Origin of the sequence: Pandoraea commovens (assembly GCF_902459615.1) — a bacterium.
Taxonomy (GTDB): Bacteria; Pseudomonadota; Gammaproteobacteria; order Burkholderiales; family Burkholderiaceae; genus Pandoraea; species Pandoraea commovens.
The window spans coordinates 315,933-336,845 of the sequence record NZ_CABPSA010000003.1; the positions used below are offsets into that span (position 1 = coordinate 315,933).

21 protein-coding genes are annotated in these 20,913 nt (G+C 63.1%); 12 read left to right on the forward strand and 9 right to left on the reverse strand.

What is annotated here, in order from left to right:
• Positions 1 to 205: 205 nt before the first annotated feature.
• Complete coding sequence (aroG, locus tag PCO31010_RS11755) at positions 206 to 1,279, forward strand: 3-deoxy-7-phosphoheptulonate synthase AroG (protein WP_150664427.1); 1,074 nt, start codon at positions 206 to 208, stop codon at positions 1,277 to 1,279.
• A gap of 115 nt (positions 1,280 to 1,394) precedes the next feature.
• On the opposite strand, the gene PCO31010_RS11760 is transcribed toward aroG, so the two are convergent.
• Positions 1,395 to 1,958: a cob(I)yrinic acid a,c-diamide adenosyltransferase gene (locus PCO31010_RS11760; protein ID WP_150664428.1), complete on the reverse strand. Its 564-nt coding sequence runs from the start codon at positions 1,956 to 1,958 to the stop codon at positions 1,395 to 1,397.
• A 307-nt stretch (positions 1,959 to 2,265) separates the two neighbouring features.
• On the opposite strand from PCO31010_RS11760, the gene PCO31010_RS11765 reads away from it, so the two are divergent.
• Genes PCO31010_RS11765 through glcE form a run of 4 tightly spaced genes read left to right on the forward strand, consistent with a single transcriptional unit; the run spans position 2,266 to position 7,192 of the window.
• Complete coding sequence (locus tag PCO31010_RS11765) at positions 2,266 to 3,687, forward strand: FAD-binding oxidoreductase (protein ID WP_150664429.1); 1,422 nt, start codon at positions 2,266 to 2,268, stop codon at positions 3,685 to 3,687.
• A 7-nt stretch (positions 3,688 to 3,694) separates the two neighbouring features.
• On the forward strand, positions 3,695 to 5,239 hold the full coding sequence (locus tag PCO31010_RS11770) for an FAD-linked oxidase C-terminal domain-containing protein (RefSeq protein ID WP_246184562.1): 1,545 nt from the start codon (positions 3,695 to 3,697) through the stop codon (positions 5,237 to 5,239).
• A gap of 1 nt (position 5,240) precedes the next feature.
• Positions 5,241 to 6,110 carry an ion transporter gene (locus PCO31010_RS11775; RefSeq protein ID WP_150664430.1) on the forward strand — a complete coding sequence of 290 codons (870 nt, stop codon included), beginning with the start codon at positions 5,241 to 5,243 and terminating at the stop codon, positions 6,108 to 6,110.
• Positions 6,110 to 7,192 carry a glycolate oxidase subunit GlcE gene (gene glcE / locus PCO31010_RS11780; RefSeq protein ID WP_150664431.1) on the forward strand — a complete coding sequence of 361 codons (1,083 nt, stop codon included), beginning with the start codon at positions 6,110 to 6,112 and terminating at the stop codon, positions 7,190 to 7,192. The genes PCO31010_RS11775 and glcE overlap by 1 nt, the downstream gene beginning before the upstream one ends.
• A 22-nt stretch (positions 7,193 to 7,214) precedes the next feature.
• Here glcE and PCO31010_RS11785 read toward each other — a convergent pair whose 3' ends face one another.
• Positions 7,215 to 8,741 carry an aminotransferase-like domain-containing protein gene (locus PCO31010_RS11785; RefSeq protein WP_246184563.1) on the reverse strand — a complete coding sequence of 509 codons (1,527 nt, stop codon included), beginning with the start codon at positions 8,739 to 8,741 and terminating at the stop codon, positions 7,215 to 7,217.
• A 233-nt stretch (positions 8,742 to 8,974) separates the two neighbouring features.
• On the opposite strand from PCO31010_RS11785, the gene PCO31010_RS11790 reads away from it, so the two are divergent.
• Positions 8,975 to 9,337, forward strand: coding sequence for a hypothetical protein (locus PCO31010_RS11790; RefSeq protein ID WP_150664432.1), 363 nt, complete (start codon positions 8,975 to 8,977; stop codon positions 9,335 to 9,337).
• A gap of 69 nt (positions 9,338 to 9,406) precedes the next feature.
• Here PCO31010_RS11790 and PCO31010_RS11795 read toward each other — a convergent pair whose 3' ends face one another.
• Entirely contained in the window at positions 9,407 to 9,904 is a 498-nt protein-coding gene (locus PCO31010_RS11795) for a glutathione peroxidase (protein WP_150664433.1), read from the reverse strand.
• A gap of 221 nt (positions 9,905 to 10,125) precedes the next feature.
• Here PCO31010_RS11795 and PCO31010_RS11800 point away from each other — a divergent pair, with 221 nt between their 5' ends.
• The 3 genes from PCO31010_RS11800 (at position 10,126) to PCO31010_RS11810 (ending at position 12,858) form a co-directional block, all read left to right on the forward strand.
• Positions 10,126 to 10,839 carry a YggS family pyridoxal phosphate-dependent enzyme gene (locus tag PCO31010_RS11800; RefSeq protein ID WP_150664434.1) on the forward strand — a complete coding sequence of 238 codons (714 nt, stop codon included), beginning with the start codon at positions 10,126 to 10,128 and terminating at the stop codon, positions 10,837 to 10,839.
• A gap of 66 nt (positions 10,840 to 10,905) precedes the next feature.
• Entirely contained in the window at positions 10,906 to 11,718 is an 813-nt protein-coding gene (gene proC / locus PCO31010_RS11805) for a pyrroline-5-carboxylate reductase (RefSeq protein ID WP_046293025.1), read from the forward strand.
• Between the two features lie 171 nt (positions 11,719 to 11,889).
• Positions 11,890 to 12,858 carry an N-acetylmuramoyl-L-alanine amidase gene (locus PCO31010_RS11810; RefSeq protein WP_150664435.1) on the forward strand — a complete coding sequence of 323 codons (969 nt, stop codon included), beginning with the start codon at positions 11,890 to 11,892 and terminating at the stop codon, positions 12,856 to 12,858.
• Positions 12,859 to 12,955: 97 nt separating this feature from the next.
• Here PCO31010_RS11810 and ubiA read toward each other — a convergent pair whose 3' ends face one another.
• The 6 genes from ubiA to PCO31010_RS11840 form a co-directional block, all read right to left on the reverse strand.
• Positions 12,956 to 13,822 carry a 4-hydroxybenzoate octaprenyltransferase gene (gene ubiA / locus PCO31010_RS11815; RefSeq protein WP_150664436.1) on the reverse strand — a complete coding sequence of 289 codons (867 nt, stop codon included), beginning with the start codon at positions 13,820 to 13,822 and terminating at the stop codon, positions 12,956 to 12,958.
• Between the two features lie 116 nt (positions 13,823 to 13,938).
• The gene (locus PCO31010_RS11820) at positions 13,939 to 15,333 is read right to left on the reverse strand and encodes a 4Fe-4S binding protein (protein ID WP_174984655.1); all 1,395 of its coding nucleotides are present in this window, start codon (positions 15,331 to 15,333) and stop codon (positions 13,939 to 13,941) included.
• A 148-nt stretch (positions 15,334 to 15,481) separates the two neighbouring features.
• Complete coding sequence (locus PCO31010_RS11825) at positions 15,482 to 16,321, reverse strand: FTR1 family iron permease (protein WP_150664437.1); 840 nt, start codon at positions 16,319 to 16,321, stop codon at positions 15,482 to 15,484.
• Between the two features lie 66 nt (positions 16,322 to 16,387).
• Positions 16,388 to 16,711: a cupredoxin domain-containing protein gene (locus PCO31010_RS11830; protein ID WP_150576456.1), complete on the reverse strand. Its 324-nt coding sequence runs from the start codon at positions 16,709 to 16,711 to the stop codon at positions 16,388 to 16,390.
• A gap of 96 nt (positions 16,712 to 16,807) precedes the next feature.
• Positions 16,808 to 17,431 (reverse strand): iron transporter, encoded by a 624-nt coding sequence (locus PCO31010_RS11835; protein WP_046293028.1) that lies wholly within the window; start codon positions 17,429 to 17,431, stop codon positions 16,808 to 16,810.
• Positions 17,432 to 17,709: 278 nt separating this feature from the next.
• On the reverse strand, positions 17,710 to 18,171 hold the full coding sequence (locus tag PCO31010_RS11840) for an Lrp/AsnC family transcriptional regulator (protein ID WP_039401071.1): 462 nt from the start codon (positions 18,169 to 18,171) through the stop codon (positions 17,710 to 17,712).
• Between the two features lie 513 nt (positions 18,172 to 18,684).
• Between PCO31010_RS11840 and PCO31010_RS11845 the strand changes: the two genes are divergently transcribed.
• From PCO31010_RS11845 to PCO31010_RS11855, 3 genes are read left to right on the forward strand one after another with little or no spacing between them, the layout of a single operon-like run.
• Positions 18,685 to 19,488, forward strand: a complete 804-nt coding sequence (locus PCO31010_RS11845; RefSeq protein WP_150664438.1) for an amino acid ABC transporter permease — start codon at positions 18,685 to 18,687, stop codon at positions 19,486 to 19,488.
• The gene (locus tag PCO31010_RS11850; protein WP_039401077.1) at positions 19,485 to 20,138 is read left to right on the forward strand and encodes an amino acid ABC transporter permease; all 654 of its coding nucleotides are present in this window, start codon (positions 19,485 to 19,487) and stop codon (positions 20,136 to 20,138) included. The genes PCO31010_RS11845 and PCO31010_RS11850 overlap by 4 nt, the downstream gene beginning before the upstream one ends.
• Entirely contained in the window at positions 20,122 to 20,850 is a 729-nt protein-coding gene (locus PCO31010_RS11855) for an amino acid ABC transporter ATP-binding protein (RefSeq protein ID WP_039401080.1), read from the forward strand. Before PCO31010_RS11850 ends, PCO31010_RS11855 begins: the two co-directional genes overlap by 17 nt.
• Positions 20,851 to 20,913: the final 63 nt, after the last annotated feature.

Genomic DNA, 20,913 nt, shown 5'->3' on the forward strand with positions numbered 1-20,913 from the left:
AGCAATGTCCAAGACATCCTTCATGACCGCCAATAAGTTTTACTTTTACTTTTTTGCGTATCTCACACCGCTGGCGGATGGAGAGGGACAGTTGCAGCAGTAAGCACCGAACGAATCCTGAAAAACCGCCAGCGAGTCTGGCGGTTTTTTTTTGACCCGAATCCCGAGAAACGAACCGCAGTCCGAACTGCCCAGGAGAAAAAACATGCCTCCCCACAACACCGATGATGTCCGTATTCGTGAACTCAAGGAACTGACGCCCCCGGCGCACCTGATCCGCGAATACCCGTGCTCGGAAAAGAGCGCGGATCTCATCCATCGCTCGCGTGGCGCCATTCATCGCGTGCTGCACGGCATGGAAGACCGTTTGGTCGTCATCATCGGCCCGTGCTCGATTCACGACCCGAAGGCTGCGCTGGAATACGCGGCGCGTCTGGTCGAGCAACGCGAACGTCTGAAGGGCGAGCTGGAAATCGTGATGCGCGTGTACTTCGAAAAGCCGCGCACGACGGTGGGCTGGAAGGGTCTGATCAACGACCCGCACATGGACAACAGCTTCAAGATCAACGACGGTCTGCGTCTGGCGCGCGAACTGCTCGCCCAGATCAACGAGATGGGCCTGCCCGCCGGCACGGAATACCTCGACATGATCAGCCCGCAGTACATCGCCGATCTCGTGTCGTGGGGTGCCATCGGCGCACGCACCACTGAATCGCAGGTGCACCGCGAACTCGCGTCGGGCCTGTCGTGCCCGGTCGGCTTCAAGAACGGCACCGACGGCAACGTGAAGATCGCCGTGGACGCCATCAAGGCCGCATCGCAGCCGCACCATTTCCTGTCGGTGACGAAGGGCGGCCACTCGGCCATCGTCTCGACGGCAGGTAATGAAGACTGCCACCTGATCCTGCGTGGCGGCAAAGCGCCGAACTACGACGCCGCCAGCGTGCAAATCGCCTGCGACGACATCGCCAAGCAAGGTCTGGCCGCGCGCGTGATGATCGACGCATCGCACGCCAACAGCCAGAAGAAACACGAGAACCAGATCCCGGTGTGCGACGACATCGCCCGCCAGATCGCCGGTGGCGACGATCGCATCATCGGCGTGATGGTCGAGTCGCACCTCGTTGCCGGTCGTCAGGACCATGTGCCGGGCAAGGAACTGACCTACGGTCAGAGCATTACCGACGCCTGCATCAACTGGGAAGACAGCCTGAAGGTGCTCGACACGCTGGCCGACGCCGTGCGCGCCCGCCGCGTGGCACGCGGCGCTGGCAACTGATCGACATCAGTCAGCGAAGACGTAAGCAAGCGAAGGGCGGCCGATGAACCATCGGTCGCCCTTTTTGCATCCTGAATATGTCCGCAGTCGGCGAAGGCGTGAGCGCCCTGCCTTCTTACTCGACTTCGCCCTTCGTACGCTCTCGCTGCCAGAGCACGTCGCTGCCGCCACCTGCACGGTTGAGTACACGGGCGAGCACGAACATCAGGTCCGACAAACGATTGACGTATTGACGCGGGGCGGGTGCGACGGTCTCGTCGGCCCCCAGCGCCACCATCGCCCGCTCGGCTCGGCGCGACACCGTGCGCACCACGTGCGCAAGTGTTGCGGCGCGCGTGCCGCCCGGCAGAATGAACTCCTTGAGCGGCGGCAGATCGGCGTTGTAGTGCGCCAGCCACTCGTCGAGCTTGGCTACCTGAGCATCCGTCAGCAATGTGTGACGGGGCATGCTCAGTTCGCCACCGAGATCGAACAGGTCGTGCTGAATATCGAGCAGCATGGCCCGCACGTCCTGCGGCAGGTCCTCGCACAGCAGCACGCCGATATGCGAATTGGTCTCATCGATCTCGCCAATGGCGACGATCCGCAGGCTGAACTTGTCGACGCGTGCGCCGTCGCCCAGGCCGGTCTTGCCACCGTCACCGGTACGCGTGACGATCTTGCTCAAACGATTCCCCATCTTCTGACACCTACCCCTTGCGGCACATCTTGCCCGCCGGCCCCTGTTCGGGCACCGGACGACCTGCCTTTTTGATTGAAATTGACCGCACAGCCATCGCCTGCCCATTTTTCAGCCAATTCCGATGGCACTCAGATACGGCAAGTCCGTATGATATGACGCAAAGTGTGGGGAAAAACGCCGTCACAGCGTAAAATCCCCGCTCATGAGGTGTCAGGGCGTGCACCGCGCGCCCGAGACCCCGCCCGATATGGTGTCCGCCTGCGCCCACCGGCCGTGGCGGCCCGGAGACCCGAAGGAGAAAGCCGTGAATCATCCCCATCTGCCGTTCGCCGCAAAGCGTCCGTTCCCCGACGCCCTGCTCACCGAGTTGCAAGCCCTGCTGGGCGAGCGCGTGAGCACCAAGGAAGCGCTGCGCGAACATCACGGCCGGGACGAGTCTCCGTTCGACCCGATGTTGCCCGATGCGGTCGCCTTCGCGCACAGCACGGAAGAGGTCTCGCAGATCGTCAAGCTCTGCGCGAAACACAACGTCCCTATCATCCCCTACGGCGCGGGTTCGTCGCTCGAAGGTCATCTGCTCGCGGTCGAAGGCGGTTTATCGCTCGATCTGTCGGAGATGAACCAGATCGTTTCGATCAACGCCGAGGACCTGACCGTCACCACGCAGCCCGGCATTTCGCGCAAGGCACTGAACGAAGCGCTGCGCGACACGGGCCTGTTCTTCCCGATCGATCCGGGCGCTGACGCCAGCATCGGCGGCATGTGCGCCACGCGTGCCTCGGGCACCAACGCCGTGCGGTACGGCACGATGCGCGAGAACGTGCTGGCCCTGACCGTGGTGCTCGCCGACGGCCGCATCATCCACACCGGCACGCGCGCCCGCAAGTCGTCGGCTGGCTACGACCTCACGCGCCTGTTCGTGGGCAGTGAAGGCACGCTGGGCATCATCACCGAAGCCACGGTGCGACTGTACCCGCAGCCCGAAGCCGTCTCGGCCGCGATCTGCTCGTTCCCGAGCATGACGGACGCCGTGAACTGCACCATCCAGACGATCCAACTGGGCGTGCCGGTCGCACGCGTCGAATTCGTCGACGCGCTGGCCGTGCGTGCCATCAACAAGCACTCCAAGCTGGACTTGCCGGAAACGCAGACGTTGTTCTTCGAATTCCACGGCAGCGAAGCAGGCGTGCAGGAACAGGCGCAGACGGTCGAGGAACTGGCCAAGGACAACGGCGGCACCGGTTTCGAGTGGGCCACGCGCACCGAAGACCGCAACCGTTTGTGGAGTGCGCGCCATAGCGCCTACTTCGCGATGCTCCAGCTTCAGCCGGGCAGCCGTGCGGTGACGACGGACGTCTGCGTGCCGATCTCGCGTCTGGCCGAGTGCGTCGGCGAGACGGAAGAAGACCTCAAAGGCTCCTATCTGACGTGCCCGATCGTGGGCCACGTGGGTGACGGCAATTTCCACGTCGCGATTCTCATCGATCCGGACAAACCGGCCGACATCGAAGAAGCCGAGCGCCTGAATCAGCGCATTGTCGAGCGCGCCATCCGCATGGGTGGCACCTGCACGGGCGAACATGGCGTCGGCCTGCACAAGATGGGCTTCCTCGTGACGGAACATGGCGAAGACGCCATCGACGTCATGCGCGCGATCAAGACATCGCTCGATCCACACAATCTGCTCAATCCGGGCAAGATTTTCCGGTTGCGTGCTGCGGGCTGAGCGCCGCATGAACGCGCCCGTGACCCCGCAAGGCCAGCCCAACCCGTCCGGTGAAACGCCGGCGGGCATCGCGCCTGTCGACGCCGAAGCGCTGGCTGCACGCCAGCGCCAGTTGCTCGACGCGCTCGCCAGAATCCTGCCACCGCATTGCATCCTCCATCGCCGCGAGGACACCACGCCATACGAGTGCGACGGCCTCGCCGCGTATCGCCGCGTGCCGCTCGCGGTCGTGTTGCCGGAGTCCGAATCGCAGGTGCAGCGCATTTTGCAGGCGTGCCACCAGCTCGGCATTCCGGTGGTGCCGCGCGGGGCGGGCACGAGCTTGTCCGGCGGCGCGATGCCGATATCGGACGGCCTGGTACTCTCGCTCGCGAAGTTCAAGAAAATCGTCGAAGTCGATCCGTATGCACGCACGGCGACGGTGCAGCCGGGCGTTCGCAACCTCGCGATCTCGGAAGCCGCTGCCCCGTACGGGCTTTACTACGCGCCCGATCCGTCGTCGCAGATCGCCTGCACCATCGGCGGCAATGTTGCGGAAAACTCCGGCGGCGTGCACTGCCTGAAGTACGGTCTGACGGTGCATAACGTGCTGCGGGTGCGCGCCATCACCATGTCGGGCGAAGCCATCGAATTCGGCTCGCTCGGCCCCGACGCGCCCGGACTCGATCTGCTATCGGTCTTCATCGGCAGCGAGGGCATGTTCGGTGTCGTGACCGAAATCACCGTCAAGCTGATACCCAAAGCCCAGACGGCGCAGGTCATCATGGCGAGCTTCGACGACGTGGAGACCGGCGGCAACGCCGTCGCCGCGATCATCGCCGCAGGCATCATCCCTGCCGGGCTGGAGATGATGGACAAGCCGGCCACGCAGGCCGTCGAGGAGTTCGTCCACGCGGGGTACGACCTGGAGGCCGCCGCCATCCTGCTTTGCGAATCGGACGGCACGCCGGAAGAAGTCACCGAAGAGATCCTGCGCATCTCACACGTGCTGCGCACCTCGGGTGCGACGCGGTTGCAGATTTCACGCAGCGAGGAAGAACGCCTGCGCTTCTGGTCGGGGCGCAAGAACGCCTTCCCCGCCGCCGGGCGCATCTCGCCGGACTATTACTGCATGGACGGCACGATTCCACGCCGTGCGATTGGGACATTACTCAAACGCATCGAAGGTTTGGAACAACAATATGGGTTGCGCTGTATTAACGTCTTTCACGCGGGAGACGGCAATATGCATCCACTCATTCTTTTTAACGGCAACGATCTGGACGAATGGCATCGCGCCGAGGCGTTCGGTTGCGACATTCTCGAGGCGTGCGTCGAACTCGGCGGCACGATCACGGGCGAACACGGCGTGGGCATCGAGAAGATCAACTCGATGTGCGTGCAGTTCTCGGCGCAGGAACGCGATGCGTTCTTCGGCGTGAAGCGCGCGTTCGATCCTGTCGGGCTGCTCAATCCGGACAAGGGCATTCCCACGCGTGCGCGCTGTGCCGAATACGGCAAGCAGCACGTGCGCGGCGGTCTGCTGCCGCACCCCGATCTGCCGAGGTTCTGACATGCGTCCGCTGTCGGAGTGGCTGCCGCACGATTGGCGGCAGCGTCTTTACATCATCATTTTCGAAGCCGACACGCGCGAAGGCCGGCTGTTCGACATCGCCCTGCTGATCGCCATCGTGCTGTCGGTGCTCACGGTCGTGGTGTCCAGCGTCCCGGCAGTGCAGGCCACGATGCCGCTGCCGATGGCCATTCTCGAATGGTTCTTCACGCTGCTCTTCACGGCCGAGTACATTGCGCGACTGATCAGCGCGCACCGGCCGATGCGCTACGCGCTGTCGTTCTACGGTCTCATCGATCTGCTCGCCATCCTGCCGACCTATCTCGCGATTCTCGTGCCGGAGCTGCATGGGCTGATCGACGTGCGTCTGCTGCGACTGATGCGCGCTTTCCGGATTCTGAAGCTCACGGCCTACGTGAACGAGGCGGGCGTGCTGAGCATTGCGCTGTACAACGCGCGTCGCAAGATCCTCGTGTTTCTCGGGTTCATCTCGATCATCGTGGTGATCTTCGGCACGCTCATGCATATCATCGAAGGCCCCGAACACGGCTTCACCAGCATTCCGGTCGGCATCTACTGGGCGATTGTGACGTTGACGACGACCGGCTACGGCGATGTCGTGCCCGTCACCGGACTGGGCAAGGCGATCACCGGTTTCGTGATGCTGCTCGGCTATAGCGTGATCGCGATTCCCACCGGCATCATGGGCGCCGAGATTCATTTGGCCATGCGCCGTACGACCGTGACTACGCGCACCTGCCGCCAGTGCCAGACCGAAGGACACGACCCCGACGCACGCTTCTGCAAGCATTGCGGCAGCGAACTCGGGCCTTACCAGACCGACTCCACCCCGCCGCCCGAACCGAGCTGATGACCGACACGACCGACACCATCGAGCAATTCCGCGCCGTCATCGAACACGCCACCGCGCGCCGCGCACCTCTCCAGCTTCGCGGCGGCGGCACCAAAGCCTGGTACGGCCAGCAGCGCGTCGGTGAAGTCCTCGACACGCGTGCTTACAGCGGCATCGTCGCGTACGACCCGTCCGAGTTGGTCATCACCGCGCGTTGCGGCACCTCGCTGGCCGAGATCGAAGCCGCGCTTGCCGAGCGCAACCAGTTGCTGCCGTTCGAGCCGCCCTACTTCGGCCCGGGCGCGACCATTGGCGGGGCCGTCGCCGCCGGGCTTGCGGGGCCGCGTCGCAGCGCTGTCGGGTCGGTGCGCGATTTCGTGCTCGGCGCGAAGCTGATGGACGGCCGCGGGCATGTGCTGAATTTCGGCGGACAGGTCATGAAGAACGTCGCCGGTTACGACGTCTCACGCATGCTCGCCGGCTCGCTCGGCACGCTGGGCTTGATTCTGGAAGTGTCGCTGAAGGTGTTGCCGCAGCCGTTCGCGGAACTCACCCTGCAATTCGAGATGAACGCCATCGACGCGGTGCGCAAGCTCAACGAATGGGGCGGTCAGCCGTTGCCGATCACGGGCAGCGCGTGGCGCAGCGATCTGCTGGTGATTCGACTGGCGGGGGCATCGGCAGCGATCAAGGCGGCGCGCGTGAAGATGGGCGGCGAACTGGTCGACGCCATTCATGCAGCGAAGTTCTGGCACGCCATTCGCGAGCAGACCGACAACTTCTTTGCCGATGCGGGCCCCGGACAAGCCTTGTGGCGTCTGGCGGTGCCGTCGACAGCGGAACCTCACCGTCTGCCCGGCAAGCAACTCATCGAGTGGGGCGGCGCGCAGCGCTGGTGGATTACGGACGCCGACGCGCAAATCGTGCGCTCGGCCGCGCGTCAGGATGGCGGACACGCCACGCTGTTCCGCTACGGCGAGCCGGGCGTGAGTGTCTTCACGCCGCTGCCCGCACCGGTCATGCGCATCCATCGGAATCTGAAAGCCGTGTTCGATCCCGCTGGCATCTTCAATCCGGGACGGATGTACTCCGAGTTCTGACAGGCTCAGTCGTTCGGTCGCGTCAGCCAGTGGCGTCCAGCAGTCGAATGACTTCGGATGCCAGTGTGCGTACGGCGCGGTCGACGTCGCGCGTGAACGGTTGTCCGCCGTTGATGCGCAAAAAGTTGTCATAGCGCGACGAGTTGGAAAAGAGGCTGCCCGGCGCGACGCGAATGCCTTTCGCCAGCGCCGCGTCGAACAGCTTTTCGGAACTCACACTCCCCGGCATTTCCACCCACAGACTCAGGCCACCGGCGGGTTGCGTCAGACGAGTGCCCGCCGGGAAGTACGTGGCGATCGCTTCGGCCATCGCCCCGCGGTGTTCGCGCAACTGCACGCGCAGGCGTCGCAAATGACGGTCGAAACGCGGCGAATCCATGAATTCGCCCATCGCGATCTGCGCCAGCGCTTCGTTCGGACGCGTCTGCGCGTACTTCAGCATCTCCACCCGCCACTGCCATTTGCCACCGGCGATCCAGCCCAGACGCATGCCGGGCGCGAGCGTCTTGTGCAGCGACGCGCAGTGAATCACGTTGCCCGTCGTGTCCCATGAGCGAATCGCGGCGGGAATGTTGCCGTCGTCGCCGAGCGACGAGTAGGTGTCGTCTTCGATGATGGCGATACCGCGCGATTCGGCCCACTTCACCAGTTGCGCCTTGTGCGCGTCTGGCATGACGGAACCGAGCGGGTTCTGGAAATGCGGCACGACAATCACGGCCTTGATGTTGTCGTAGGTCTGACTGGCTAGCTCCAATGCGTCGAGCGAAATCCCGGTTTGCGGACTCGTTGGAATCTCCAGCACCCGGATGCCCATGCTCTCCAGCGTCTGCAACAGCGCGTAGTACGTGGGCGATTCGACCGCGACGACATCGCCCGCACTCGCCACAGCGCGCAGCGCCAGGTTGATCGCCTCGATGCAACCGTGCGTGACGACGATCTCTTCCGGATTGATGTTCATACGCGCTTCGAGCGCCCGACGGGCAATCGCCGAACGGAAACGCGCTTCGCCGCCGCCCGGCGGCGGGGTGCCGTAGAGCAACGGGTGATCGCGCAGCGCCCGCATGGTCGCCTGCCGTAGTTCGTTCACCGGATACAGAGACGGCGAGCCGTGCGCGACCGCGAGATTGACTTTGACGTCTGCCTGGAGACCGCGCGCGAGGATCGACGACACGCGCTGATTAATCCCCACATACTGCATCAGGTCAGGCACCCAAGGACGCGGCTCAGCCACCGGCACGACACTCGCCCGTGCGGGCGTGCGCACGAAGTAGCCGGAACGCGGACGCGCTTCGAGCAAGCCCTGCGCTTCGAGGTGACGACACGTCTGCAACGCCGTCGACAGGCTGACCTGATGGCGCTCCATGAGCGCACGCACGCTGGGCATGCGCGCGCCCGGGGCAAGCGTGCCCGCTTCGATGGCGTGACGGTAGTGATCGGCCAGTTGGCGGTAGAGGGGCGTGCGCTCTTCGGCGGCGGCAGACGGCGCTGTCGATTCAGGTGTCGACGCGGGCGTCAGGCCAGGCGTCGGGGCAACTGACGTCAAAGACATGGCAGGTGTCTCGTCGGAGACAGAAGGGTCGGAGAGGTTTGAGCGGGCGGCGTCCATGCGCAGATGATCCGGCATCAGGCACCACCAGAACAGATACAGATTTACTGATTCGGGATCGTAACAGATTGCCTCACGCCCATCTGTTACGGGCGAAACAGCCGGACTGTGTGCCTACCGGGGCGGCGGCGCGGCCGATACGCTGTAGTCGTCTGTTCACTGCACCGGAGTCCATCATGGCCAAGCCCTCTTCCACATCTCAGCCCCCTCTGCCCATCGACGTCACGCTCGCGCCGGGCCAGTCGTTTCACGGATACGTGAGCCAGGGCACGGTGCTGCACGTCGGGCAAGGCCGGGTGGTGCTCACACCGGCGTCGCGCTGGCTGGCCAATAGTGTCTGGCGCACCGATGTCTCGCTGGCAGCGGGCCACGTCTTTGTCACGGAGACCGGCGGCTGGATCACGCTCGCGAGCGATGTGGGCGCGCGAGTCGCATGCCGGGAAGAAGTGGCGGCGTCACCGTCCGGCGTTGCACCGGGACGGCAGTTGGCAGGACGTCTCGAACGCCTGTTCTGGCGGTTTGGACTTCATTTCCGGTAAATCCACGGCGAGCGACCGGCCGTTCCCCGACAAACGCTGCGTCGACAGGCAGATTCGGCCAACGACGGCTCAAGCCGGTAGCAACCTCTCAATGTCGGCACGAATCGCTTCGGGCTTGGCGGTCGGCGCATAGCGCGCGATCACATTACCCGACGCGTCGACGAGAAACTTGGTGAAATTCCACTTGATCGCCTTCGTTCCGAGCACGCCGCGCTTTTCCTGCGTCAGATAGTCGTAGAGCGGCGCTGCCTGAGGGCCCTTGACGTCGACCTTGGCGAACATCGGAAAGCTCACATGAAAGCGCAGATCGCAGAAGCTGCGAATCGCCTGCGCGTCGCCGGGCTCCTGTTTGCCGAACTGGTTGCACGGGAACGCCAGCACCTCGAAGCCGCGCGGGCCGAGTTGCTCGTAGAGCGTCTGAAGACCGGCGTATTGCGGCGTAAAGCCGCATTCGCTGGCCGTATTCACGATCAGCAGGACCTTGCCGCGATATTGCGACAGGCTCACGGACTCGCCGGCGAGCGTCTGGACGGAAAAATCGTACACGCGCTGCGGTTGGGCGCTCATCGGCGTCTCCCTTTGGATGTTGGCACCGCGCAGTCTGCCACAACGCCGGTCCGGCGGGCGCTCAGCGCGTCTGCCTCGCGCTTTTGTCGGACACCCGCCACGGGTAGCACCTAGTTATTTGCCGGGTAGCACCTCAGGTGCGTGCACGGCTATAATCGTTCGCTCAACCCCGATCCCGCCGATCCTGCCGAAGAATCTGCCGAACCCGCCGAACTTGTCTTATGTCGACCATCGCAGCACATCTCGACGACGTCCTCTCCCGGATTTCCCGCGCGACCGCCGATGCCGGACGACCGGCAGGCAGCGTGCGTCTGCTTGCTGTCTCGAAGACGTTCGGCGCGGATGCCGTGCGCGAAGCGGTCGCCGCCGGTCAGCGGGCGTTCGGTGAGAACTACGTGCAGGAAGCCCTCGACAAGATCGCGGCGACGGACGACGCCCGCGTCGAAGGCGAACCACTGGAATGGCATTTCATCGGGCCGCTGCAAAGCAACAAGACGCGTCCGGTGGCAGAGCATTTCGACTGGGTCCACTCCGTCGACCGGCTTAAGATTGCCGAACGCCTGAGTGCGCAACGCCCGGCGGATCTGCCGCCATTGCAGGTCTGTCTTCAGGTCAACATCAGCGGCGAAGCGAGCAAGAGCGGCGTGACGCCCGACGAGGTGCCCGCTGTCGCGCGCGCCATCGCGGCACTGCCGAATCTCACGCTGCGCGGCCTGATGGCGATTCCGGAACCGGAAGACGATCCATCGCGTCAGCGCGAGCCATTCAAAGCGGTGCACGAACTCTTCGACACCCTGCGCGCAGAGGGTCTGGCGCTCGACACACTTTCGATGGGCATGTCGGGCGACCTCGAAGCGGCCGTGGCAGAGGGTGCGACAATGGTGCGCATCGGCACCGCGATTTTCGGCGCACGCGATTACGGCTCACGGGCCTGAAACGCGAGGCGCGAACACAGCAGCAACGAACTACACGCAACGACATACGCAACGCAAAGGATGGTTATGAGAATTGCATTCATCGGCGGCGGCAACATGGCCAATGCCCTGATCGGCGGACTCGTCAAGCGCGGCACGGCACCGCGCGACATTCTCGCGATCGACGTCAACGAATCGACCCGTGAGGGCCTGGTCAAGCAGCACGGCATCGACACCGCCAGCGCGCCGAACGACCGCCTGCGCGACTTCGACACGCTCGTACTGGCCGTCAAACCGCAAGTGCTCAAGGATGTCGCACAAGCGCTTCAGCCGCATCTGAACGGCCAGTTGGTCATCAGCATCGCAGCGGGCATCCGCGCGTCCGATCTGGCCCGCTGGCTCGGCGGCCACAACCAGATCGTGCGCTGCATGCCGAACACGCCTGCGCTGATCGGCAAAGGCATCACCGGTCTAATCGCGCTCTCCGGCGTGGATTCGGATCAGCGCAAGCGTGCGGAAAGCGTGCTGAGCGCCGCTGGTGAAATCGTGTGGGTCGACAAGGAGAGCCAGCTCGACGCCGTCACTGCCATCTCCGGCAGCGGCCCGGCCTACGTGTTCTATTTCATCGAAGCGCTGGAGCAGGCGGCGCACGAGCTGGGCTTCACGCCCGAGCAGGGTCGTCAGCTTGCCATCGCGACGTTCACGGGCGCGTCGCAACTCGCGGCCGACTCCACCGAACCGGCCAGCGTGCTGCGTGAGCGCGTGACGTCCAAGGGCGGCACCACCTTCGCAGCCCTCACCTCGTTCGAGAATGACGCAATCAAGGCCGCCATCGTACGCGGCGTGAAGGCCGCCAACGCCCGCGCCAAGGAACTCGGCGACGAACTGGGCGATGCCTGATGGCATGCAGGCGATGTACCTGCGATGGGCCGCGTGGCCATCTCAGCGTCGCCTGAGTACGATCCGCACGCCGGTATCGCACAACGCGATACCGGCGTGAGCGTTTCCTAGAAGTCTTCGGCCTGGGACGACGGCCACACTGCCAGCGTCACAACGTCATGCCGAAGGCCAATGCCTCACTTTCGACAGACGCCGGACGACACGTTTGAGACGTCCGTACCGTCCCCACGCCGCAAATTCCTCACCGGGGCGACGGCCATCTCCGCCGCGCTTACCGCATCTCCATGGACGCTGCATGCCAGCGGCTCCCTCCCTTGCACGCCGTCGAGCTACAACATCGATACGTCGATCGCTTCGCCCAATCAAGCGCCTCGCATCCGTACGCTGGTGCTGCACTACACCGCGGTGAATCTGGCCCGGGCGCTGGAAATCCTGACCGACCCCAATCGAAAGGTCGCCGTGAGTTCGCATTACCTTGTCCCGGACGCCGCGGGTGAAGACGGTCGCTTTACCGTCTTTAATCTCGTCCCGGAATCGCATCTCGCTCACCACGCGGGGGTGAGTTGGTGGTTGGGGGAGCGCCTGCTCAATGGTTCCTCGATTGGCGTCGAAATCGTCAATCCGGGGTTCCCGGCAAGCGATAACCGAACGCCACTCGAGCGACGGCAATGGTACGAATATCCGGAGGCTCAGGTGGCCGTCGTCGCGGAACTGGTCGCGAATATCGTGCGGCGCTATCAGATCGCACCGGATCGGATCGTCGGACACGCCGACATTGCCCCGGGACGCAAGACCGATCCCGGCCCTTTGTTTCCGTGGAAAGATCTGCACGTTAAGTACGGCATCGGCGCGTGGCCGGACGCCGACACAGTGGACTGGTATGTGGGACGTCGACCGTTTACCGGGAACATCGCTGCACTACAGGCCAAGTTGCGAGAGTACGGCTATGACACGCCGCAAACCGGTGAGCTGGACACGGCAACGCGCAACGTGATCGAGTCGTTCCAGATGCATTTCTGCGCGTCGGCGCGCTACGATGGGGAACCCGATCCGCCAACGGTGGCGGTACTCGACGCACTGCTCGAGAAGTATCGAAACCGGCCCAGACCGTGCGAGGCGGGAGCGCGCGAAGCCGCGTGACACCGCGTGAGATCGCGATGCGAAGAACGAGGAACGAGAACGAGACATGAAAACGGCGAATCACGCGCCGTTTTCATTCTCGCGCCGACCGGATGGCTTACGCCGTCAGCAAATAGTGCCCGGCGATACCGGCAAAGACCGCAGCACCGAGCCAGTTGTTGTGACGGAACGCGGCGAAGCAAGGCATGCGCTCGCGGCCACGAATGAGGAAGTAGTGATAGATGGCGAAGCTGACGGCTACCGCCATGCCCAGCCAGAACGGCCAGCCAAAGCCGAGGTACACGCCCACGCCTGCCTGAATGCCCAGCGCGCCCACGTAGCAGAGCATGACGGCGATCACGTCGAAGCGTCCGAACGTGATGGCCGACGTCTTGATGCCGATCTTCAGATCGTCGTCGCGATCGACCATCGCATATTCCGTGTCGTAAGCGAGCGACCAGAACACGTTCGAGAGCAGCAGCACCCATGCGAGCACCGGCACCTGATCCTGCACGGCAGCGAACGCCATCGGAATGCCGAAGCCGAACGCTACGCCGAGATAGGCCTGCGGCAACGCGAAAAAGCGCTTGGTGTACGGATACGTGCCCGCCACGAACAATGCCGGAATCGACATCCACTTGGTCAGAGCGTTGAGCGGCAGGATCAGCAAGAAGCTCACGAGGGCGAGCGTGGCGGCCACGGCCACCGCCTCCCAGGCGCGAATGCGTCCCGACGTAATCGGACGCTCTTTCGTACGTTTGACGAATTTATCGAAGTCGCGGTCGGCGTAATCGTTGATGGCACAACCCGCCGAGCGCATCAGAAACGTGCCGAGCGTGAAGATCACGATCAGCAGCGGATCGGGATGTCCGTTCGATGCGATCCATAGTGCGCAAAGCGTCGGCCAAAGCAGCAGCACGGTGCCGATCGGCTTGTCGAGGCGAACGAGTCGGAAATACAGCGGAAGACGTTGAGCGAGCAACATGGGCGGGCGTCACACAGGAAGACTTGTGGCGCTATTGTAGGCCACGGGCCGAAGGCTCGCCAATTGGCGTTCCGGCCCCTGCGATTCGTTCGGGTGGCGCCAGCCGCTCCGGATCGTTACCAGATCCAGAACATCAGCAGCCAGAGCCAGTTGACGAGCGCGAGCGCCGCCACGATGCCGGCCATGCCCGCCAGACGCCGCACCATCGACGTCGCATGACGTCCGGTCACGCGCCAACCCAGCCACAGGCTCCACAACGTGGTCACGGCGAGGATGGTGGCGCGCACGTCGTTCGCCCAGTAGATCGGCAGGTGTTCGGCACGCAGCAGGCTGACCGTCGTCGCCGACAAGCCGATGAACACGCCCGCACCGGCAATCGGAATCAGCGACTGCACCAGATGATTGAAGCGCGACGTCTGCCACGCGCCCATCGCCCGGTTGGCCAGAGCGAAAATCAGCGTGAACGCCAGCCCCAGCACGAGACCGTTGCCGAGAATGTAGGTCACGACCATGCCGCCGTCGAGCCAGCTGAAAACGTCGCTCTGTTCGGGGTAATTGGTGAAGACGAACCACGGCGCATTCGTCTCGAACGGCCACATGATGCCGCGGTCGATCAGCCACGTCGCCAGTTCCGTCTTGGTCGCGACGAACCACGGGTTCACCGTCCAGTGGAATGCGCCGATGGCCACACCGAGCAGACCGAAATTGACCAGCACGCTATCCCAGACGCTGTTGTTCTCCGTCGCGCCGTACTTCACGATCTCTTCGCTGGGCGAGCGGCCCGTGAGTTCGATGGCGTCGCGATGCCCGGCGCAGCGGCCGCACATATGGCACTGCGCACCGCCCTTCATATTGCGCAGCGGCACGAGCGGCGCGCAATTGATCGGGATGATCTTGTGACCCTTGGTGTTGTACGACCGACGCCAGGCGTCTTCGTTGACCTTGAAGTGGAACGGTGCAAGACGCGCCAGCAGTGCGAACACGCCGTTGACCGGGCACAGATACTTGCACCACACGCGCTTGTCGCGTCCGTAGAAATAACCGATCACCATCGCGCCGATGGTCGAGCCGCCGAGCACCAGCAACACCGCCTTCGGATACTGGTAGACGCTGACCATCTGGCCATACAGCGTGGTCCCGGCGAAGGCGACGAACGGCCAGCCGCCCCAGCGCATCCAGCGCGGGATCGCGCGGCCCCGGCCGTGTCGGCTTGCGAATTCGGAGAGTGTGCCTTCCGGACACAGGACACCGCACCACACGCGCCCCATCAGCACCATGCTCAGCAGCACGAACGGCCACCAGATGCCCCAGAAGGTGAACTGCGCGAAAACGGTGAGGTTGTTGAGGATGTGCGCCGTCTCGTCAGGCAACGGCATGAGGACAGGCACGCAGATCAGGAACGCATAGACCAGCACGATGACCCACTGCACGCCACGTATCAACTTGCCGTGGCGTTGCATCAAGAGGCCCAGTCGGGCCAGTCGGTTCGGGACAGTGATGGCGATGCTCATGCGTAGCTCTTGCTCGGGTCTTGCGTCGGGGGATTACCTTTGCGGATTGACGGATCTCATGTGCGGCGTGTCCGTTCAGTCCGGTGCTGCTTCAATGTGCACTCACGTGCATCACCGGGAGGAATGCCACCCGGCTTGCACCGCCCGCTTACGCGGGCTTCACCTGCTTGGCCGACGGTGCGCCTGTCCGCTTGAGCAGCACCCACATGAACAGCCAATACACCGCATACACCAACAGATTCATGCCGGACGGATGCGCGCGATAGCCAGTCAGTGTAGCCACGAGGCTGCCGAACGGGCTGGCGTCATCCAGAATCGCGGAAGTATCCCACAGTTGGTCGACCAACGTCGGTACAAGCTCCAGCGAGATCAGGCGATCGAGCCCCGACTCCAGCAAACCGGCTGCGAGGAACAGCAGCATGATTTCGGTGACGCGGAAGAACAGACGCCACGAAAAGATCTTGCCGCCCAGTTGCAGCAACCAGAACGTGACGAGCGCCAGCGCGAAGCCGATAGCCACGGCGAGCCACATCGACATCGGCACGTTGCCGCCCTGGCCGAAGCCCAGACCGTAAAGGAAGATGGCGGTTTCGCTGCCTTCGCGGGCAATGGCCAGCGCGACGAGCACCAGCACGCCCCACCAGGTGCCCTGATCGTGATTCTTCTGCAGCGACGATTCCATGTCGCGCTTGAGCGTTCGCCCGTTGCGCTTCATCCAGAAAACCATCTGCACGATCAGCACGCAGGCCACGAGCACCATGGCCGTCTGGAAGTAATCCTGCGCGTCGCCCGAAAGCACTTCGGTGAAGCCGACGAGCGCGGCGCCCAGACCGACCGCTGCGGCGATGCCGAGCACGACCCCCGCCCACAGATAGGGCAGGCCGCGCTTCGCACCGTGATCCGGGTTGGCCAGCCAGGCATGCAGAATCCCGACCACCAACAATGCCTCGACGCTTTCGCGCCAGACGATGAACATGACCTGACCCATCGTGTGATTCCTTTTGTAATGCGTGTACTACCGTATGACTGAAACGACAACGTTCCGCTTGCCGGCTTACTTGGCGACGATCACGCCTTGCGCCTGCTGGTGGAAGTCATCGAAAAACTTGTACTCGCCCGGTTGCAACGGGGCGATCACGACGAACGACTGCGCGCCGGGTGCGAGCACCTTTTCCTTGCGCAGTTGCAGACTTTCAAACTCGACGGCATTCGTCCCGGTGTTGTGCACCTCGATCTTGATGCGCTTGCCGGCCGGCACTTCGATACGTGCCGGATTGAGTTTGCCGTTGTTCATTTCCAGCTTAAAGGTGGGCAGGTCGTCGGCACGCGCGGTTTGCGCTGCGCCCAGTCCGAACAAGGTCACCACCACGGCCGCCATCGTGGCCAGCAGGCGCGCGATGCGCTGATTCATCCTTCTGCTCCAAATGAAAACAGCGCTGGTCGGCTGACCAACGCTGCATCAGGTTATCCCGGCTTAGTAGCCGCCCTTCTTGCCAATACCCGAGAACGTGAAATCGACCGTCTTCGTGATCGGCTTGAACCACGGACCCACGCCGGTTTCCTTGTCGACGTGACGGCCGAAGCACCACGGGCCCATGCCGCCATGTGCTGCGTGCGCACCGGCTGCCGGCGTGCCGCCCATCTTGCAACCGAACTCTTGCAGCGTGCCCGGTGCGTTCACGACCATCGTCAGCTGATACTTGCCGATGCCCGTCAGCTTCACGTTGTCGCCGTAGTGCGGACCGTCGCTCGCGACCATCGGCATCATCAGACCTTCAACCGCTGCGCCGTCCGGCGTCTTGCCGTCCGCCTTCATCTTCTGAAGCTTGTACGTGATTTCCAGACCCGGGATCCAGTCGCCTTCGGCGTAACCGTTCGGGTTGTTCTTGATCGCGTGAATATCGGCTTCCAGGTGGATGTCCGACTTCGCGGCGTCGCGCATCATGCCGGCCGGTTCCATCGTGATCGGCTGGAGGTACACGGTGTTGATTTCCATGCCCGCTGTATTGAGCGGTTTGCCGATCGGGAATTCGGCGGCCTGAGCCATAGTGGCCGCACCGGCAAGCAGCACCGCTGCCACGAGGGATTTCACGCGCATACACACTCCAATGTTTTGTCGAGAAGTTAATGCAAACAATTCTCAATAAGTTTAGCACTATCGCCACAGGCAGACAAACCGGCGATGTCAAGGAAACTCGGGGAGAAACGGGAAAAATGGGGGAATTTTGAGGCTTGCGTAAGCCCCGGCGGGGGTGCCCGGCGATTCTTAGCATCCGGTTACGGAAAATTACCTAACGCCCCGGTGACGGACCGATCTGCCACGCGGCCGACACCATAACCGTCGATTGTTAGGAAAGAATTAGGGACGGAAGTCGCTCAGGGCAGCACCCCACCCCGATCGATCTTGCGCGCGAGCACCACCGATGTCGTGGTCCGGGTCACGCCGTCGATCTCGCCAATGATGTCGAGCAAGGCGTCGAGCTGATCGGCCGACGCGGCATGCAGCCACGCCACGTAGTCGAACTCGCCGCTCACGGAACACAGCAGATGGATCTCGGGCATCTTGTTGAGGCGTCGCAGCACGTCGCGCCCCGAGCGCGGCTGGACGCTGATGCTCACGCAGGCTTGCAGCCCGCCGCCAATGGCGTCCTGCCCCAGGCGCACCGTATAACCGGCGATCACGCCAGCCTGCTCCAGCCGACCGAGCCGGGCGACCACCGTGGTGCGCGCCACGCCCAAACGTCGCGCCAGATTCGCCGTGCTCTCACGAGCATTCACTCGCAGCAGCGCGAGCAGATTTCGGTCGAGTTCGTCGAGCGCCGTAGCGGAGAGCGTCATCGGGCCTCTCCAGGACAGCGACCAGCGGGCAGCACGAGCGGTTTTCTCTCTGTCATGGTTGTGATATCGAGCGGGACGTACGGGCAGTGAACCGTCAAACGACGATCGATCCGCGTTTTCGGCGATGCGAGATTATAGAGCGCTGGCGCAGTGCAATGCGGCACCCCTGCCCGCTTGTCCCGCAATGCCGCCCTCCATGTTCACATCAAGAGATACGATGACAAGGGTTTCAGTGCGCCCGCCATCAACCCGACGTTGAGGGCACTTCACGCAACCCGCGACGCCCCGCCACACCGTCTAAAACCGGCTTTAACCCTTGTCCTATCAAGGCAATAGCCAAGGGTATCCCCCCAAGGGATTGCTATTGACAACGCCGATGGGCGATGCGCAAAATCACATCACTTATATGACGACGTACAAGAAAGACCCACCACGGCTGCTGCGGAAGTCATAACCGCAACGATAGCTGCCTGGCGCGTCGGCCCCGAACGTCACCGGAGACAGGCGTTTGCCATGCATTTTTCGTTGAATTTCGCCCCACTGGTTCCTTACTGGCCGGTTTTCCTTGAAGGCGCGTGGCTCACGCTGAAGATGACCGTCTTCTCGGTCGTAATCGGCACCGTGCTGGGCACGCTGGTCGCTTTCGCCAAACGCAGTCCCAACCGTCTGCTCTCGCGTGTGTGCGGCATCTATATCGAGTCGGTCCGCAATACGCCGTTCCTCGTTCAGATCTTCCTGCTCTACTTCGGTCTCGCCAGCATCGGTGTGCACTTGCCGACATTCACGGCGTCGGTGCTCGCCATGGTGATCAACATCGGCGCTTATGCAGCCGAGATCATTCGCGCCGGTCTCGAATCGGTGCCGCGCGGTCAGATCGAAGCAGCCGAGTGCCTGGGGCTCTCGAAGTGGCGCATTGCGTGGCACGTGATGCTTCAGCCGTCCATCGAGAAGGTGTACCCGTCGCTCACGACCCAGTTCATTCTGATGATGCAGGCGTCGGCCATTGCGTCGCAGATCTCCGCAGAAGAACTCACCGCCGTCGCGAATACGGTGCAATCGGACACGTTCCGCTCGCTTGAGACTTACATCGTCGTGGCTGCGCTCTATCTGGCGCTGTCGCTGCTCGTGAAGCTCGTGGCGTGGGCGGCGGGCGAATACTTCTTCAAGCGCCGCCGCACCGTGCGACGCGCCGCCGCGCAAACCGCTCAGGCCGCACGTCGCCGCGCTGCCGCCTCGCGTGCAGCAGGGGCTGCCAGCGCAGCTCAGAACGCCTCCGGTACGTCCGCTGGCAACACCGCGCAACGGAGCGCTTCATGATCGGCAATTTCTCGTTCACCTATCTCGGGTACATGGTGCAGTCCATCGGCTGGACGCTGGTGCTTTCTGCCCTGGCCTTCGTGCTCGGCATGGCCGGTGGTTTTCTGGTGATGCTTGGGCGCATCTCGCCGCGCCGCTGGCTGCGTTTGCCCACGCAAGTGTTCATCGAAGCGATTCAGGGTATTCCGCTGCTGATTCTGCTGTTCATCGTCTACTTCGGTCTGTCGGTGTACGGCTTCGAGCTGCCTTCGATCGTGGCCGCCGCCCTCGCGCTGATGGTCTACACGAGCGCTTATCTGGGCGACATCTGGCGCGGTTGCGTCGAAGCCATGCCGCGTGCGCAATGGGAAGCGGCGGAGTGTCTGTCGTTCACCCGCTGGCAGACGTTGCGCCTCGTGATCATTCCGCAAGCGGTGCGTCTGTCGCTGCCGCCGACCATCGGCTTTCTGGTGCAGATCATCAAGATGACGTCGCTCGCCTCGGTCATCGGCTTCGTCGAGCTGACCCGCGCAGGACAGATCATCAACAACTCGATTTTCCAGCCCTTCCTCGTGTTCTCGCTGGTGGGGGTGTTTTATTTCGTGCTGTGCTACCCACTCTCCCGCTGGAGCGCATCACTGGAGGACAGGCTCAATGTCGGCAATCGTTAAGGTCAATGAAATTCACAAGCGCTTCGGCGACAACCCGGTGCTCAAGGGCGTGTCGTTCGAAGTAGAGCGCGGTCAGATGGTCGCCATCATCGGCGCCAGCGGCTCGGGCAAAAGTACGGCCTTGCGTTGTATCGACCGTCTGGAAACCATCGACGAAGGCTCCATCGAAGTGTGCGGCATTCGCGTGGAAGATCCATCCATCGATCTGCATCAGCTGCGTCGCGAAGTCGGCATCGTCTTCCAGAGCTACAACCTGTTTCCGCACCTGAGCGTGCGCGAGAACATCATGCTGGCGCTGCGTCACGTGAAGCGCATGGCGCGCAGCGAAGCCGAGGAAGTTGCCAAGCGCGTGCTCGCGCAGGTCGGTCTCTCGGACAAGGCCGACAGCTATCCCGAGCAACTCTCGGGCGGACAGCAACAGCGCGTGGCGATTGCCCGCTCGCTCGCCATGTCGCCCAAGGTCATGCTGTTCGACGAAGTGACGTCCGCACTCGACCCGCAACTCACGGGCGAAGTGCTGCGCGTGATGGAAGACCTCGCGGCAGACGGCATGACGATGTTGCTCGTCACGCACGAAATGGCGTTTGCCAAGCGCGTGGCCGACCAGATCATCTACATGCATCAGGGCAAGGTCTGGGAAGTCGGCCCCGGCGAGATGCTCGACAACCCGAAGACCCCCGAACTGCGCGCGTTCCTCGCGAACGGTCTGTAAGCAGCCCACCGGAACCCGTCAGTCCACATTGCAAGACAACAATCACCCGAAGGAGACCATTGC

Excerpts from the sequence above, each read along its gene's own strand:
- aroG (WP_150664427.1), top strand. The coding sequence starts at position 206 with ATGCCTCCCCACAACACCGATGATGTCCGTATTCGTGAACTCAAGGAA.
- PCO31010_RS11760 (WP_150664428.1), bottom strand. The coding sequence starts at position 1,958 with ATGGGGAATCGTTTGAGCAAGATCGTCACGCGTACCGGTGACGGTGGC.
- PCO31010_RS11770 (WP_246184562.1), top strand. The coding sequence starts at position 3,695 with ATGAACGCGCCCGTGACCCCGCAAGGCCAGCCCAACCCGTCCGGTGAA.
- PCO31010_RS11775 (WP_150664430.1), top strand. The coding sequence starts at position 5,241 with ATGCGTCCGCTGTCGGAGTGGCTGCCGCACGATTGGCGGCAGCGTCTT.
- glcE (WP_150664431.1), top strand. The coding sequence starts at position 6,110 with ATGACCGACACGACCGACACCATCGAGCAATTCCGCGCCGTCATCGAA.
- PCO31010_RS11785 (WP_246184563.1), bottom strand. The coding sequence starts at position 8,741 with ATGTCTTTGACGTCAGTTGCCCCGACGCCTGGCCTGACGCCCGCGTCG.
- PCO31010_RS11790 (WP_150664432.1), top strand. The coding sequence starts at position 8,975 with ATGGCCAAGCCCTCTTCCACATCTCAGCCCCCTCTGCCCATCGACGTC.
- PCO31010_RS11795 (WP_150664433.1), bottom strand. The coding sequence starts at position 9,904 with ATGAGCGCCCAACCGCAGCGCGTGTACGATTTTTCCGTCCAGACGCTC.
- PCO31010_RS11800 (WP_150664434.1), top strand. The coding sequence starts at position 10,126 with ATGTCGACCATCGCAGCACATCTCGACGACGTCCTCTCCCGGATTTCC.
- proC (WP_046293025.1), top strand. The coding sequence starts at position 10,906 with ATGAGAATTGCATTCATCGGCGGCGGCAACATGGCCAATGCCCTGATC.
- PCO31010_RS11810 (WP_150664435.1), top strand. The coding sequence starts at position 11,890 with ATGCCTCACTTTCGACAGACGCCGGACGACACGTTTGAGACGTCCGTA.
- ubiA (WP_150664436.1), bottom strand. The coding sequence starts at position 13,822 with ATGTTGCTCGCTCAACGTCTTCCGCTGTATTTCCGACTCGTTCGCCTC.
- PCO31010_RS11820 (WP_174984655.1), bottom strand. The coding sequence starts at position 15,333 with ATGAGCATCGCCATCACTGTCCCGAACCGACTGGCCCGACTGGGCCTC.
- PCO31010_RS11825 (WP_150664437.1), bottom strand. The coding sequence starts at position 16,321 with ATGGGTCAGGTCATGTTCATCGTCTGGCGCGAAAGCGTCGAGGCATTG.
- PCO31010_RS11830 (WP_150576456.1), bottom strand. The coding sequence starts at position 16,711 with ATGGCGGCCGTGGTGGTGACCTTGTTCGGACTGGGCGCAGCGCAAACC.
- PCO31010_RS11835 (WP_046293028.1), bottom strand. The coding sequence starts at position 17,431 with ATGCGCGTGAAATCCCTCGTGGCAGCGGTGCTGCTTGCCGGTGCGGCC.
- PCO31010_RS11840 (WP_039401071.1), bottom strand. The coding sequence starts at position 18,171 with ATGACGCTCTCCGCTACGGCGCTCGACGAACTCGACCGAAATCTGCTC.
- PCO31010_RS11845 (WP_150664438.1), top strand. The coding sequence starts at position 18,685 with ATGCATTTTTCGTTGAATTTCGCCCCACTGGTTCCTTACTGGCCGGTT.
- PCO31010_RS11850 (WP_039401077.1), top strand. The coding sequence starts at position 19,485 with ATGATCGGCAATTTCTCGTTCACCTATCTCGGGTACATGGTGCAGTCC.
- PCO31010_RS11855 (WP_039401080.1), top strand. The coding sequence starts at position 20,122 with ATGTCGGCAATCGTTAAGGTCAATGAAATTCACAAGCGCTTCGGCGAC.